This window comes from Aureimonas mangrovi, assembly GCF_014058705.1.
Taxonomy (GTDB): Bacteria; Pseudomonadota; Alphaproteobacteria; order Rhizobiales; family Rhizobiaceae; genus Aureimonas; species Aureimonas mangrovi.
On record NZ_CP059692.1, the window covers coordinates 264,865 to 279,306 of the forward strand.

Annotated in this window: 15 protein-coding genes; 7 read left to right on the forward strand and 8 right to left on the reverse strand. The window is 67.4% G+C overall.

What is annotated here, in order from left to right:
• The first annotated feature begins 71 nt into the window (after positions 1-71).
• The gene (locus tag H1343_RS01250; RefSeq protein ID WP_185985405.1) at positions 72-857 is read left to right on the forward strand and encodes a ParA family protein; all 786 of its coding nucleotides are present in this window, start codon (positions 72-74) and stop codon (positions 855-857) included.
• Between the two features lie 58 nt (positions 858-915).
• Positions 916-1,911 (forward strand): ParB/RepB/Spo0J family partition protein, encoded by a 996-nt coding sequence (locus H1343_RS01255; protein ID WP_185984194.1) that lies wholly within the window; start codon positions 916-918, stop codon positions 1,909-1,911.
• Between the two features lie 3 nt (positions 1,912-1,914).
• On the opposite strand, the gene holA is transcribed toward H1343_RS01255, so the two are convergent.
• From holA to leuS, 3 genes are read right to left on the reverse strand one after another with little or no spacing between them, the layout of a single operon-like run.
• Positions 1,915-2,958 (reverse strand): DNA polymerase III subunit delta, encoded by a 1,044-nt coding sequence (gene holA, locus H1343_RS01260; protein WP_185984195.1) that lies wholly within the window; start codon positions 2,956-2,958, stop codon positions 1,915-1,917.
• A gap of 3 nt (positions 2,959-2,961) precedes the next feature.
• Complete coding sequence (locus H1343_RS01265; protein WP_185984196.1) at positions 2,962-3,540, reverse strand: hypothetical protein; 579 nt, start codon at positions 3,538-3,540, stop codon at positions 2,962-2,964.
• Positions 3,527-6,148 (reverse strand): leucine--tRNA ligase, encoded by a 2,622-nt coding sequence (gene leuS / locus H1343_RS01270; RefSeq protein ID WP_185984197.1) that lies wholly within the window; start codon positions 6,146-6,148, stop codon positions 3,527-3,529. Before leuS ends, H1343_RS01265 begins: the two co-directional genes overlap by 14 nt.
• Positions 6,149-6,263: 115 nt before the next feature.
• On the opposite strand from leuS, the gene H1343_RS01275 reads away from it, so the two are divergent.
• The 5 genes from H1343_RS01275 (at position 6,264) to acs (ending at position 10,749) form a co-directional block, all read left to right on the forward strand.
• Positions 6,264-6,929: a YggS family pyridoxal phosphate-dependent enzyme gene (locus tag H1343_RS01275; RefSeq protein WP_185984198.1), complete on the forward strand. Its 666-nt coding sequence runs from the start codon at positions 6,264-6,266 to the stop codon at positions 6,927-6,929.
• A gap of 59 nt (positions 6,930-6,988) precedes the next feature.
• On the forward strand, positions 6,989-7,165 hold the full coding sequence (locus H1343_RS01280) for a hypothetical protein (RefSeq protein WP_185984199.1): 177 nt from the start codon (positions 6,989-6,991) through the stop codon (positions 7,163-7,165).
• The gene (locus H1343_RS01285; protein ID WP_210270059.1) at positions 7,162-7,566 is read left to right on the forward strand and encodes a type II toxin-antitoxin system death-on-curing family toxin; all 405 of its coding nucleotides are present in this window, start codon (positions 7,162-7,164) and stop codon (positions 7,564-7,566) included. The genes H1343_RS01280 and H1343_RS01285 overlap by 4 nt, the downstream gene beginning before the upstream one ends.
• A gap of 102 nt (positions 7,567-7,668) precedes the next feature.
• Positions 7,669-8,724 (forward strand): AI-2E family transporter, encoded by a 1,056-nt coding sequence (locus tag H1343_RS01290; protein ID WP_185984200.1) that lies wholly within the window; start codon positions 7,669-7,671, stop codon positions 8,722-8,724.
• A gap of 69 nt (positions 8,725-8,793) precedes the next feature.
• Entirely contained in the window at positions 8,794-10,749 is a 1,956-nt protein-coding gene (gene acs, locus H1343_RS01295) for an acetate--CoA ligase (RefSeq protein ID WP_185984201.1), read from the forward strand.
• A gap of 326 nt (positions 10,750-11,075) precedes the next feature.
• On the opposite strand, the gene H1343_RS01300 is transcribed toward acs, so the two are convergent.
• From H1343_RS01300 to H1343_RS01320, 5 genes are all read right to left on the reverse strand, one after another.
• The gene (locus tag H1343_RS01300) at positions 11,076-11,657 is read right to left on the reverse strand and encodes a YqaA family protein (protein WP_185984202.1); all 582 of its coding nucleotides are present in this window, start codon (positions 11,655-11,657) and stop codon (positions 11,076-11,078) included.
• A 118-nt stretch (positions 11,658-11,775) separates the two neighbouring features.
• The gene (locus tag H1343_RS01305) at positions 11,776-13,074 is read right to left on the reverse strand and encodes an SAM-dependent methyltransferase (protein ID WP_185984203.1); all 1,299 of its coding nucleotides are present in this window, start codon (positions 13,072-13,074) and stop codon (positions 11,776-11,778) included.
• A 95-nt stretch (positions 13,075-13,169) separates the two neighbouring features.
• Positions 13,170-13,490: a DMT family transporter gene (locus tag H1343_RS01310; protein WP_185984204.1), complete on the reverse strand. Its 321-nt coding sequence runs from the start codon at positions 13,488-13,490 to the stop codon at positions 13,170-13,172.
• A 100-nt stretch (positions 13,491-13,590) separates the two neighbouring features.
• Positions 13,591-14,037 (reverse strand): thermonuclease family protein, encoded by a 447-nt coding sequence (locus H1343_RS01315; RefSeq protein WP_185984205.1) that lies wholly within the window; start codon positions 14,035-14,037, stop codon positions 13,591-13,593.
• A gap of 106 nt (positions 14,038-14,143) precedes the next feature.
• Positions 14,144-14,383 carry a DUF1674 domain-containing protein gene (locus H1343_RS01320; protein WP_185984206.1) on the reverse strand — a complete coding sequence of 80 codons (240 nt, stop codon included), beginning with the start codon at positions 14,381-14,383 and terminating at the stop codon, positions 14,144-14,146.
• Between the last annotated feature and the right edge of the window lie 59 nt (positions 14,384-14,442).

Consider the following 14,442-nt stretch of genomic DNA (forward strand, 5'->3'; position numbering starts at 1 on the left):
CAGACGGCGCTCGAACCGCCTGCGGTTCGATCATCGGGAAACGTGAAGTGGACATTCCGACACGGCCTGCGATGCGCGTCATTACCATCGCCAACCAGAAGGGTGGCGTCGGCAAGACGACCACGGCCATCAATCTCGCGACGGCGCTCGCCGCGATCGGCAAGCGTACGCTGCTGATCGACCTTGACCCGCAGGGTAACGCCTCGACGGGCCTCGGGATCGACAAGGACGACCGCGCGACCTCTTCCTACGACGTTCTCGTGGAGCGCGCCTCGATCACGCAGGCGGCGATGGCGACCGCGGTGCCCGATCTCTCCGTCGTCCCATCGACGCTCGACCTTCTGGGCGTCGAGATGGAGATCGCTGGTGCCGGCGGTCGTGCCTACCGGCTGCGCGATGCCCTGCACTTCCACGGGATGGAGGATGCGGCCTTCGATTTCGTCTTGATCGATTGCCCCCCCTCGCTGAACCTCTTGACGATCAACGCGATGGCCGCCGCGGACGCGATCCTCGTGCCGCTGCAGTGCGAGTTCTTCGCGCTGGAAGGTCTGAGCCAGCTTCTGGAAACCGTGGAGCAGGTGCGTGACACGCTGAACCCCACGCTCGGCCTGCATGGCATCGTCCTCACCATGTATGACGGCCGCAACAATCTCGCCGCACAGGTGGTCAAGGACGTCCGCGCCTATATGGGCCGGCATGTCTACGAGACGGTGATCCCGCGCAATGTGCGCGTTTCGGAAGCGCCGTCCTTCGGCAAGCCGGCGATCCTCTACGACATGAAGTGCACTGGCAGTCAGGCCTATATTCGACTCGCCTCCGAAATCATTCAGCGCGAACGCGAGCAGGTCGCCGCATGAGATTTCGATTCACGTCCGTTTCGATCCAGTTCCACAAAGTTTCACGGAGGTCCGGCCGATGAGCGAGGACACGTCGCGCGCGCGCCTCGGGCGCGGTCTGGCTTCGCTGATCGGAGCGGGCGGCACTGCGGGCGCGGGGCCCAGGACGCCCCTGCCCTTCGCGGGACCGGGAGGCGCGGGCGAGCGCAAGGTCGAGATCGGCCGCCTTTCGCCGAACCCGAAGAATCCGCGTCGGCAGTTCACGCAGGCCGACCTCGATGACCTTACGGCGTCGATCAAGGTTCACGGCGTCGTGCAGCCGATCCTCGTGCGCCAGCTTTCGGGCGGCGAGACCGGCTATGAGATCGTGGCGGGTGAGCGTCGCTGGCGTGCCGCCAAGGCGGCGGGGCTCTCCGAGGTTCCCGTGGTGGTGCGCGCCATCGGCGACCGCGAGTCGCTCGAGATCGCGATCATCGAGAACGTCCAGCGTGCCGACCTCAACGCCATCGAGGAGGCGCGCGGCTACCAGATGCTCGTGGACGAGCACGCCTACACGCAGGCCGATCTCGCGGAAGTGCTGGGAAAGAGCCGAAGCCATGTCGCCAACACGCTGCGCCTGCTGAAACTGCCGGAAGCCGTCCTGACGATGGTCGAGCGCGGCGAGCTCTCTGCGGGCGCCGCGCGCACGGCGGTCTCGATGGACGACCCGGAAGCCTTCGCACGCCGCATCGCCGATGGCGGGCTCAGCGTGCGCGAGGCCGAGGAGGCGGCACGCACCGAGACGGCCGCTCCGCCCAAGGCGCGCCCACGCGGCGCGAAGGCGAAAACACCGCAGCCGGTGGCGCCGGTGGGCGTGATGCCCGCGCCGCAAGCGCCGGCCGTCGTGAAGGACGCCGATACGCTGGCACTGGAGGCGCTTCTGACGGAAGCGCTGTCGATGCCGGTTTCGATCGATCTCGCCGGACGTGGCGGGCGGCTGTCGCTGAGCTTCGCCGATCTCGACCAGCTCGACGACATCTGCCGGCTTCTGCAGGCGCGCCGCACCGCGTCGGAACCGCGCATCCGCGAACTCTGACGATCAGCGTCGCCGCGTGCGGTTGCGCGCGGCGCCGACCCCGATATCGACGAGCGTGCGCCGCATGATCGTCGTCGACAAGGCGGCCTCCTTGCGGCTGACGAGAATGTCGGCCTCGATCCGCGACAGGACATCGGCGATCTCGTCCTCGCTCCAGGCGCCGAGCGCCGTCTCCATCGCCTGACGACGGCGGAAATGCGGGCGTCGGCGCTCGACGACGGAGGAGAGCGTCGCGCCCGAGCGCTCGACCTCCTGGCGCATCGAGAGGAGCCCGTGGAAATAGCGCATCAGCCCCTGATGGAGCTGGAAGCTCGCCGTCCCCGAGGAAATCAGCCGGTCGACCAGCTCGGGGATCTTGCGCACGTCGCCGCAGGCCGCCGCGTCGATCGCCTCGTCCACCGTATCGAGCGAAACGTCGCCGACCACGGCGATGACGTCCGCCTCGGTGATCCCGGCCTGGCCGCGCGCATAAAGGCACAGTTTGCGGACCTCGCCGCGCGAAGCGAGGCGGTCCGCGCCGAGGCGCTGGCGCAGCGCCTCCCGGGCGGCGCGCTCGATCACGAGACCGGACAGGTCCAGCTCCTCGTCGATCATGCGGTCCAGAGCGCGGGCCTCGTCAGGAAAACACGGCAAGGCGATCGAAGCGCGGCCGCGCTCGGCGTTGACGCGCAGCGCTGAATTCTTCTTCAGATCGCCCGCCTCGATGACGATCGTGGTCTCGGCCGGCGGCGCGGCGGCGAGATCGGACACCGCATCGGCGAGGTTCTTGCCGTTGCCGGCGTGGCGCACGCGGATAAGCCGCCGCCCGCCGAACATCGAAACGGTGCGGGCCTCGTCGAAAAGGCGGCCGATGTCGCGCTCCAGTTCGTCCGCGTTCATCGAGACGGCGGCGAAAGCGTCGGAAAGGTCGGTGCCGGACAGCCGCGCGACGGTGTCCGCGCGCTCGGAAACGAGACCGGGATCGGGGCCGTAGAGGAGGACGATCGGGAAGCTGGTGTCGGGGCGGGAGAGGAAACCGTCGACCTCGCCCGCCTTTTTCTGCGCCATTGATCAGCTCGGCGGCGCGGCGAAGGCCTCGCGCTGCAGGATGGGTAGAACGGCGGCCGCCACGCGGTCGGCGAGATCGCGGCCGGCATTGTCGCGCGCGTCGAGAAGCGCGCGGCGGGCGGCGTAGAGCTGGTCGGAACGGTCGAAGGGCGCCGTCGTCGTGCGCGACCCGGTGCCGAGCACCACGCGGTCGGAGACGCGTCGCACCGTATAGGTGGCGCGCATGGAATAGATGCTGGCCGTCGGCACGCCCGAACCGCCGCCCTGCACCGACACGCCCTGTTCGGTGCCGGACACGGCGAGGTCGACGACGTAGAGCGGGTCGCGCACGCCTTCGGCGCCGTTCAGGCGGAAGAGCAGCGAATTGCGCACGATCTGCGCGGTGCGGGTCGTGGCGAGCTGCACGTCGATGCGCCCGGCGAGCTGGTCGAGAACGCTCTGCCCCTGCCCGGTCACCGGATCGACGCTGGTCGGCCCGTAGAGCGGCCCGGCCGTGCAGGCCGACAGCGCGAGCGCAAGACCGAGCGCCGCGAGGCGCAGGCCGGACGACGAGGGGCCGGGGTGCGACCTAGAGAACGACATTGACGATCCTTCCCGGAACGACGACCACACGCTTGGGTGTCGCACCATCCAACAGGTTCTTCACCGCGTCGAGAGCCAGCGCGGCACGCTCCACGTCTTCGCGCGCCGCATCGGCCGAAACCCGCAGGTCCGCGCGTTTCTTGCCGTTGACCTGGACGGGCAGGACGATCTCGTCATCGACGAGGAGCGCTGGATCGACCGTCGGCCATGGCGCCTGCGCCGCAAGTCCGCCTTCGCCGAGCACGGCCCAGCATTCCTCGGCCAGATGCGGCATCATCGGCGCGACGAGCCGCGTCAGGATGGACAGCGCCTCGCGGGCAGCCGTGCGCAGCGCCGGATCGCGCTCCAGCGCTTCGGGCTTGAGGCTCGCGGCCAGAAGGTTCACCAGCTCGTAGAGCCGCGCCACGGCCTTGTTGAAGGCGAGGCGCTCGATGTCGTCGCCGACGCCGGCGGCCGTGCGATGCGCGGCGCGACGAACCTCGTCGGCCGCCGGGCTCGCGCCGGTATCGCCGCCGCCGGTATCGCCCAGCGCCTCCGCCGTCTCGGCGACAAGGCGCCAAACGCGCTGTACGAAGCGGTGGGCACCCTCGGCGCCGGCCTCGGTCCAGATCACGTCCCGCTCGGGCGGGGAGTCCGACAGCATGAACCAGCGCGCCGTGTCCGCGCCGTAGCCGGTGATGATGTCGTCCGGGTCGACGACGTTCTTCTTCGACTTCGACATCTTCTCGATGGAGCCGATCTCGACGCGCTCGCCTGTCGAGAGGCGCCGCGCGGTGCGCACGCCGTCCACCTCCTCGATGGCGATGTCGGCCGGCGCCACCCATTCGCCGCGGCCGTTCTCGCCGACGATCCGATAGGTCTCGTGGACGACCATGCCCTGCGTGAACAGGCCCTTGAAGGGCTCGTCCAGCGAAAGGTGGCCGGTGGCGCTCATCGCCCTGGTGAAGAAGCGCGAATAGAGGAGGTGCAGGATCGCGTGCTCGATGCCGCCGATATACTGGTCCACCGGCAGCCAGCGATCGGCGATCGCGGGAACGGTGGGCTCGGGCGCACGCGGCGCGGTGAAGCGCGCGTAGTACCACGAGGAGTCCACGAAGGTGTCCATCGTGTCTGTTTCACGTGAAGCATCGCTGCCGCACTGCGGGCATTTCGCTCGGCGCCAGGTGGGGTGGCGATCCAGCGGATTGCCCGGCTTGTCGAAGTCGATGTCGTCCGGCAGCCTGACCGGCAGGTTCTCGCGCGCCTCCGGCACGGTGCCGCAGGCTTCGCAATGCAGGACCGGGATCGGGCAGCCCCAGTAGCGCTGGCGCGAGACGCCCCAGTCGCGCAGGCGGAACTGCGTCTCGCGCTGGCCCCAGCCGGCCTTCTCGAAGATTTCGAGAGAGCGATCCATCGCCTGCTGGCAGGTCTGCACCGTGCCCGGCTCGCCGACCCAGCGCACGTAGCGCACTTCCTGCGTCTTCGGTGGCACGAAGGCGGTGTCTGTGACGCGCTCATCCGAATCCAGCGGCACGAAGACGTCGAGAACCGGAAGGCCGTATTTGCGCGCGAAGTCGAGGTCGCGCTGGTCGTGCGCAGGGCAGCCGATGACGGCGCCTGTGCCGTAGTCCATCAGCACGAAATTGGCGATGTAAAGCGGCAGCTCCCAGCTTGGGTCGGCCGGATGCGTGACCTTGATGCCGGTGTCGAGGCCGAGCTTTTCGGCGGTGTCGATCTCGGCCTGCGAGGTGCCATGGCGCCGGCATTCCTCCGCGAAGGCGGCGACCTTGGGGTCGCGTTCGGCGAGCGCCCTGGCCAGCGGGTGGTCGGCGGCGATCGCCGCGAAGGTCGGCCCGTACATGGTGTCGGCGCGGGTGGTGAAGACCGGCAGCGTCTCGAAGCCCTCGGGCGCACCCTTCAGGCCGAATGCGAAGGAGAGGCCCTGCGACTTGCCGATCCAGTTCTTCTGCATCACACGCACCTTCTCCGGCCAGCCCGGCAGGTGGTCGAGCGCGGAGAGGAGATCCTCGGCGAAATCGGTGATGCGGAAGAACCACTGCGTCAGCTCGCGGCTTTCGACGAGCGCGCCCGAGCGCCAGCCGCGCCCGTCGATCACCTGCTCGTTGGCGAGCACGGTCATGTCGACCGGGTCCCAGTTGACCTTGGACTTCTTGCGGTAGGCAAGGCCCTTCTCCAGCATGTCGAGGAAGAGCATCTGCTGGCGGTGATAGTATTCGACGTCGCAGGTGGCGAATTCGCGGGACCAGTCGAGCGACAGGCCCATCGACTTCAGCTGCTTGCGCATCGTCGCGATGTTCTCGTAGGTCCACTTGGCCGGGTGGACCTTGTTCTGCATCGCGGCGTTCTCGGCCGGCATGCCGAAGGCGTCCCAGCCCATCGGATGCAGGACGTTGAAACCCTTGGCGCGCTTGTAGCGGGCGACGACGTCGCCCATCGCATAGTTGCGTACATGCCCCATGTGAATGCGCCCGGAGGGATAGGGGAACATCTCAAGGACGTAGTAGGTCTCGCCGGGCGCTTCCGCGTCGGTCTCGAAGATGCGTGCCCCGGCCCAGGCCTCCTGCCACTTCGGTTCGGCGCTGCGCGCGTTGTAGCGTTCGATCGGCATGAGGCGGTCTTGGGTCTCGATATGGGGAAGCGATTGAGGGTAGGTAAGCATTACCTGCGCAGGAGGGCATACGCGCTCCCCGCGTCGATTTCCAGACGATACGAACGGCAGCGGCATGACGAACGAATCCACTGAGCGCCTGAAGAACATCCGCGAGCGGGTGGAGCGGGCGACCGAGGCGAGCGGCCGAGGGGATGGCGCGGTGCTGCTCGTCGCCGTCTCCAAGACCTTCGAGGCTGAAGACATCCGCCCGGTTCTCGCGGCCGGCCAGCGCGTCTTCGGGGAGAACAAGGTGCAGGAGGCGAAGGCCAAATGGCCGGGCCTGCGCGAGGAGTTCGACGGGGTCGAACTGCATCTCATCGGGCCGCTGCAGTCCAACAAGGCCGGCGAGGCTGTGGCGCTGTTCGACGTGATCGAGACGGTGGACCGCGAGAAGATCGCCCGCGAACTCGCCAAGGAGATGACGAAACAAGGGCGGCGCCCGCGCCTCTACGTGCAGGTCAATATCGGGGAGGAACCGCAGAAGGCCGGCATCGCGCCCGGCGAGGCGGCGGCCTTCGTGGAGCGCTGCCGGACGGTGCATGGGCTGGAAGTGGAAGGGCTGATGTGCATTCCGCCCCTCGAAGGCGATCCCGCGCCCTTCTTCGACACGCTGGCAAGGCTCGCCACGAAGGCGGGCGTCGAGAAGCTGTCGATGGGTATGTCCGGCGACTTCGAGACGGCCATCGCTCACGGCGCGACCAGCGTGCGCGTCGGCTCGGCGATTTTTGGCGAGCGGTAGCGAGCTGTTTGGTTTGCAGGCTGCGACACGCTATATTGTGGTCGAGCAAGGAACGGATCATGACCATCGGCGCAAGACCTATTACGCATCAGGTGGCGAAGCCTCAGAAGCGAGGTTCGGGCAACGGCAACGTTGGAGACGTTAGCCAAGAGAGCCGGGCCGACGCCGTCGAAAGGGCTCTTTCTGCCACGGTGCGTAAGCATGGTGAGGCTTTAAAACGTCTCGCCAAGGCGTGAGCGAGCGCATCTTTCTTTCAGCCGGCGATATCGTTCGCATTCACGACGACATGGTCGAGCGGTACGGCGGACTTCGCGGAATCCGTGACGAGAACGCGCTCGGGTCGGCTGTTCAACGCCCAGATGATAAGTCGTATTACGAACCGGACGCATCCCTGCCCGAGCTGGCAGCATCGCTCGCCTACGGGCTCGCAAAGAACCACGCGTTCAACGATGCCAACAAACGAGCGTCCTTAGCTGCGATGAGCGTTTTCTTGAACCTCAATGGCTTCGAGCTGGACGCCGAAGCGGATGTCGTCATCGAGACCTGGGTCGCGCTGGCGGCCGGCCGTCTCTCCGAGGCCGAGCTCGCCGCGTGGATCGCGGCGCATTTGGCCGCCTTCTCCGACGCGCGGGAATAACGCCCTTCGCCTGTACTGCGGCGCAACCGGCGCCCTAACTAGCCTCGCGCCGGCCTGAAGGCGCGCGCCGCGCGTCGCCGAGCCCCCGCGAAGGTGCGTTCGATGTCCGTAACCCCTACCAAGTCTGAAATCGCGCGCCGCACGGTCGTCGTCACCAGCATTGTCCTCGCCTTCCTGTTGATCGCGACGGTCATCTACGCGAGTTCGACGGCCTTCTTCCTGCTGTTCGCGGCATTGATTCTCGCGGCGATCTTCGACGGGCTCGCCTCGCTCCTCGGCCGGCTCGGTGTGCCACGCAAGGTGGGGCTCATCCTCGTCTTCCTCCTGACGCTGGTCGGGCTGGCCGCGTTGTTCTTCTTCGGCGGCGCGACTCTCTTCCAGCAGGGCAGCCGGCTGGTGCAGGCGGTCGTCTCGCAGGCCGAGAGCCTGCTGACGCGCGCACAGGAGGCCGGCCTGCCGATCGACTTGGAAAGCATCAACGCCCAGAGTCTCGGCAACATGCTGCCGGCGCCCGGCGGCATTGTCGCCTCCGCCGGCAACGCGCTGTTCGCGCTCGGCGGCGCGTTCGGCAACATCTTCGTGATCTTCTTCCTCGCCGCCTTCTCGGTCTGGGAGCCCGGCGTCTACAAGCGCGGTTTCCTCTCGCTCCTGCCCAGGGACAAGCGCCAGAAGGTCTCGAACGCCATCGACGACGGGGCCCAGAACCTCAAGATGTGGCTGCTTGGCCAGGGGTTCTCGATGCTGACCGTCTTTGTCGTCAGCTGGTTCGGCCTCTGGCTCATCGGAATGCCCTACGCCTTCCTGCTGGCGCTCCAGGCCGGTCTTCTCGCCTTCGTGCCGACGATCGGCGCGTTCGCGGCCGGTGTGCCGATCATCCTCACGGGCCTGTCGGTCAGTCCGTCGATGGCGTTGTGGGGCCTTGGCGTCTACGTCCTCATCCAAGGCGCCGAGAGCAATATCTCGACGCCGATCGCCCAGCGCTGGGCGACCTCGCTGCCGCCGGCTCTGACGCTGACGGTGCAGCTCGTCTTCGGCATTCTCTTCGGCCTCGGCGGCTTCATTCTCGCTGTGCCGCTCATGGCCGTGATCATGGTGATCGTCCAGCGCCTCTACGTCGAGGACACGCTCGGCGGCGGCGTGCCCTCGCCCCGGGACTGAACGCGCACGCACTTCAAAACCGGTCGCGACCTGTTAGAACGGAGACGACACAGCCAAGGGAGGGCGCGTATGAGCGAGGCGATCGTCGAGATCAAGGACGAGTGGAAGAACGGGGCGCTGATCTCCGAGGCCCAGTATCGGGAATGGTACGAGAAGAGCCTCGCCGACCCGGACGGGTTCTGGGGCGAGCAGGGCAAGCGTGTCGACTGGATCAAGCCGTTCAGCAAGGTGAAGAACACCTCCTTCGCGCCCGGCGCCGTCTCGATCAGATGGTACGAGGACGGCACGCTCAACGTCTCGGCGAACTGCATCGACCGGCATCTCACTGAGAAGGCCGACCAGACCGCGATCCTGTGGGAAGGCGACGACCCGAAGGATTCCAAGGCGATCACCTACCGGGAGCTCCACGAGGAGGTCTGCCGCATGGCGAACGTCCTTAAGGCGCGTGGCGTCAAGAAGGGCGATCGCGTCACCCTCTATATGCCGATGATCCCCGAGGCAGCCTACGCGATGCTGGCCTGCGCGCGCGTCGGCGCGGTGCATTCCGTCGTCTTCGGCGGCTTCTCGCCGGACGCGCTCGCCGGGCGGCTGGAGGGCGCCGGCTCGTCGGTCCTGATCACCGCCGACGAGGGCTATCGCGGCGGGCGCACGGTGCCCCTGAAGAAGAACGCCGACCGCGCGATCGAGATCGCGAAGGAGGCCGGCCAGAGCGTCGAGACGGTGCTGGTGGTGAAGCGCACCGGCGGCGACGTCGGCTTCACGGACGGGCGCGACGTGTGGTGGCACGAGGCGCGCGAGGCCGCCTCCACCGACTGCGCGCCCGAGGAGATGAACGCGGAGGATCCGCTGTTCATCCTCTACACCTCGGGCTCGACCGGCAAGCCGAAGGGCGTGCTGCACACCACGGGCGGCTACCTCGTCTACGCCTCGATGACGCACCAATACGTCTTCGGCTACCGGCCGGGCGACGTCTACTGGTGCACCGCCGATGTCGGCTGGGTCACGGGCCACAGCTATATCGTCTACGGCCCGCTCGCCAACGGCGCGACGACGCTGATGTTCGAGGGCGTGCCGAACTATCCCGACCAGTCGCGCTGCTGGCAGGTGGTGGACAAGCACAAGGTCAACATCTTCTACACGGCGCCGACGGCGATCCGCGCGCTGATGGGCGCGGGCGACGAGCCGGTGAGGAAGACCTCGCGCGCCTCGCTGCGGGTGCTCGGCTCGGTGGGAGAGCCGATCAATCCGGAGGCCTGGACTTGGTACTACCGCGTCGTCGGCGAGGAGCGCTGCCCGGTGGTCGACACCTGGTGGCAGACCGAGACGGGCGGCATCCTGATCACGCCGCTGCCCGGCGCGACGGCGCTCAAGCCCGGTTCGGCGACGCTGCCCTTCTTCGGCGTGCAGCCGCAGATCGTCGACAACGAAGGCAAGGTGCTGGAGGGCGAAGCCGACGGCAATCTGTGCATCGTGGACTCGTGGCCCGGCCAGATGCGCACGGTCTACGGCGACCACGAGCGCTTCGAGCAGACCTATTTCGCCACCTACGAGAACAAGTACTTCACCGGCGACGGCGCGCGGCGCGATGCCGACGGCTATTACTGGATCACCGGCCGCGTCGACGATGTTCTGAACGTCTCGGGCCACCGTATGGGCACGGCCGAGGTCGAGTCCTCGCTCGTCGCCCATCACAAGGTCTCGGAGGCCGCCGTCGTCGGCTATCCGCACGATCTCAAGGGGCAGGGCATCTACTGCTACGTGACGCTGATGGCGGGTGTCGAACCCTCCGACGAGCTTCGCAAGGAGCTTGTGTCTCACGTGAGACAGGACATCGGCGCCATCGCCTCGCCGGACAAGATCCAGTTCGCGCCCGGCCTTCCGAAGACGCGCTCGGGCAAGATCATGCGCCGCATCCTGCGCAAGATCGCCGAGGATGATTTCGGCGCGCTCGGCGACACCTCGACGCTGGCCGACCCCGCCGTTGTCGACGATCTGGTGGAGAACCGGCAGAACAAGCGGGGATGAGCTAACCGGGCGGACCCGGGCCGGCGCACCCGCCTCGCCCAGTTGCGCCGGGATGGACGGATCGCCGACCACCCCCTTGCGCAATGCGGGATGAGGCCCCATCCTTCTTCTCGTGTTCAACGTAATGGAAGGAGGTGATCCGATGTCGAGTGATTTCCCAATGCCGGCCGGGTCTTTCATGTCTCGTGGTGCGGAAGGGGCAGCCTCCTTCTGAGCTTCGGACTGTCGATCCAGCGGGTCAGCCCGCCGGCATGACAGACATCACGGAGGCCGCTTCCCGGGACCGGGAAGCGGCCTTTTCGTTTGTCACGGCTCCTGCGCGCTCGTCAGTGGATGAACCGGATCGCGGCGAAGCCGCCGATCAGGAGCACCAGCCCAAGCGTGAAGACGAGGCCGAGGCGGCGCTCGATGAAGTCACGGATCGGCGGGCCGATCCAGCGCAGCAACCCTGCGACGAGGAAGAAGCGCAGGCCGCGTGCCGCGATCGAGGACAGGACGAAAACGAGGAGGTTGAAACCCGTCGCGCCGCTGGCGATGGTGACGACCTTGAAGGGGAAGGGCGTCAGCCCGCCGATCAAGACGATCCACGCGCCCCACTCGTTGTACATGGCGGCGAATTCGGCAAACTTGTCGCCATAACCGTAAAGGGTGAGGATCGGCCGGGCGACGCTCTCGAAGAGCAGCGCGCCGATGAAATATCCGGCGACCGCTCCCGCGACCGAGGCCGCCGTGCAGACGAAGGCGAGCCACCACGCGCTCTTCGGGCGCGCCAGCACCATCGGCAGGAGGAGCGCGTCCGGCGGGATCGGGAAGAACGAGCTTTCGGCGAAGGAGACGATGCCGAGCGCGTAGGTCGCGCGCGGGCGCGCGGCGAGCCGCATCGTCCAGTCGTACAGGGCACGGATCAAGGCATTGCTCGCTGAAGCGTTGCATGGGGGCCGAGCCCGTGGCCCTGCCGCGCCCGCTCCTAGCGCAGGATCGCCGTGCGATGAACCCCTCGAGGCGGGAAGAGCCGGGCGGGCGGCCTCAGCTATAGAGGTCGCGGCGCGTGGGCGGCAGGCCCGAGGGGCCGCGCTTGCGCTTGGAGGCGAGGGTCTGGTTGATCATCGCCGTCGAGGAATCGAAGCCGAGCGAACAGCCTGCGAGATAGACCAGCCACAGCCGTGCCTTCGGCTCGCCGATCTCGGCGACGGCCGTCTCGAAATTGGCCTGCAGGCGCTCGGCCCAGAGCCGGCAGGTGCGGCCGTAATGCTCGCGCCAGTTCTCGACGTCGTGGACCTCGAACTTGTGCTCCTCGAGCTTCTGGACGGAATGGCCGATGAAGTCGAGCTCGCCACCGGGGAAGATGTAGCGCGTGAGCGCCTTGTATTCGCGCGAGCGCTTGGTTCGGAATTCGCGAAGGGTGCGCCGGGCGCTGCGGGTGATGGCGTGGTGGAGATAGAGCCCGCGCGGGCGAAGGAGGCGATGGATCGCCTTGAAGTATTCGTCGTGGTGCTCGAAGCCGACATGCTCGAACATGCCGATCGAGGCGATCTTGTCGAAGGTGCCGGTCAGTTCCTGGAACGGCTTCAGCTCGATGGTGACGCGATCGGACAGGCCGGCGGCCGCCACGCGCTCGGTGGCGAGGTCGAACTGGGCCTGTGAGAGCGTCACGCCATGCGCGGTGATGTCGCGCGTGGAGGCGGCGTGAATGAGCAGCGCGCCCCAGCCGCAGCCGACATCGAGGAAGCGATCCCCGTCCGCAAGGCGCAGCTTGCGGCAGATCATCTCCAGCTTGTCGGCCTGCGCCTTGTCGATATCGTCGTGCCAGCCGTCGAAATAGGCACAGGAATAGACCATCCGTTCGTCGAGGAAGGTCTGGTAGAAGCGGTTCGACAGATCGTAGTGGAACTGGATCGCGGCCTTGGACGAGCCGCTGGCGCGCGCGTCGGCGCCCTCCTCCGGCGCGGCGTAGCGCTCCTGCCTGTGCAGGCGGAAGAGCGAGGGCAGCGAACGCGCGACCATCCACTTGTCGAGCTTTCGCAAGGTCTCCCGCGTCTTCACCTTCGGACGAAGCTCGGCGATGTCGAAGATCGACCCGTCCTCGATGTCGATCGCCTTCTCCATCCAGAGTTCGATCAGCGTGTCGATGCGGGGCCGAAAGGGGAGATGGGCGAGGGCCAGCGGATCGTTCAGCGTCACCACCGGCCCGTCCGGTGGGCCGAGGCGCTCGCCGGTCCACAGCCGAACGGCGAAACGCGGCTGGAACACCTCCACCGCGTGCCGGACCAAGGCCTCAAGCCGCCGCAACGGGCCGGACGCCGTCTTCGGGTCGAAATGCTTCATCGCCATCACCTCCGCAGAACATGCCAAGGACGCTGGGGAAACCCTTTGCCTCGCTTACGATAGCGCCGTTCGCGCCGCTCGCCAATCGGGCTCGATCACGATGTGGAGGCGAGCTTCATCAATGCGATGCCGCCGACGATCATCGCGGCTGCCGCAAGGCGCATGGGTGAAGCGCTCTCGCCGAAGAACGCGATGCCGACCACGAGCGCGCCGACGGCGCCGATGCCTGTCCATACGGCATAGGCCGTGCCGAGCGGCAGGGTGCGCATGGCGCCGGCCAGAAGGAAGAAGCTGGCGAACATGAAGACGATCATCGCCGCTGTCGGCACGGGGCGGGTGAAGCCCGCCGAAAGCTTCATCGCGCTCGCCCAGACGATTTCGAACATGCCGGCCAGAAGAAGAAGGATCCAGGCCATGAGGGCCTCCCTCGCAAAAGCGGGCCGTCCCGAAGCGCTGTCCCGAAATGGGGGAGGTCGTCCTCTCTGCGATGCGATCTGGCACCGGGCGCGTGCCCGGTCAAGAGCCGCGCGTAACGCACCAGTCCCGCCGCCGACCGCCCTCGTAAGGCGCGACGAGGCCCTCGGCGAGGAGGCGGCGCGCGACGTCGGGCTCGCCGGCACTGGAAATGTCGGCGAGGACGCGGCCGAAATACTTGTCGCCCGCGATGCGATGGAGATGCACGGGGCCATCGCCGATCAGCGCGACAAGGCGCGCCTTCGCCTTTTCGGCGGCGTCGCTTTCGGCCTCGCAGCGCGCGCGCAGTTCCGGCGCGTCGATGCCGCGCAGGCGCACGGCGACATGCACGGCCTGCATCGGCCACACATGGGCTGCGACCTCCACCGTGTCGCCGTCGCGCACCCGGATCACCTGCGCCTCGACCGGCCCGGCGATCTCGCGCGGCGGCGCCTCATAGGCCGCGCCGGCGGCGAGGAGGGTGACGAGAAGGGTGGAGCGAAGCAGCATCGCGAGCCGACCGTGATAAAGGACAAAAATCCTATATCAGATTCGACGGCGCGATGAAAGCGGGGGAGCACCCGAGGGTCCCGCGCATTAAATCCTACAGAAGACGTCAGAAGTCGGAGATGATGCCGTTCTTCTCCCAGTCGCCGAAGCGCGTCGGCTCGGGGCCGTCGCGACCGTTCACCTCCTCGGGCTTGCCAGGCCCGGGCGTGGCCTTCGCGCGGCGTTCGTTCGCCTCCTCCAGCGCGCGGCGGGCAGCGGGGGAGAGAGGGCGCGGCGCGGTTCCGTCTGCTTCGCGCGGACGGGCGCCGGGCAGGTCCTCGGCAGGGGCGTTGTCGTTGTCGGCCACGGTCTGATTTTCCTCTTGCGGCGGAGCGGGCGCTCACGTTGAAGAAGACGCGCCCGCGC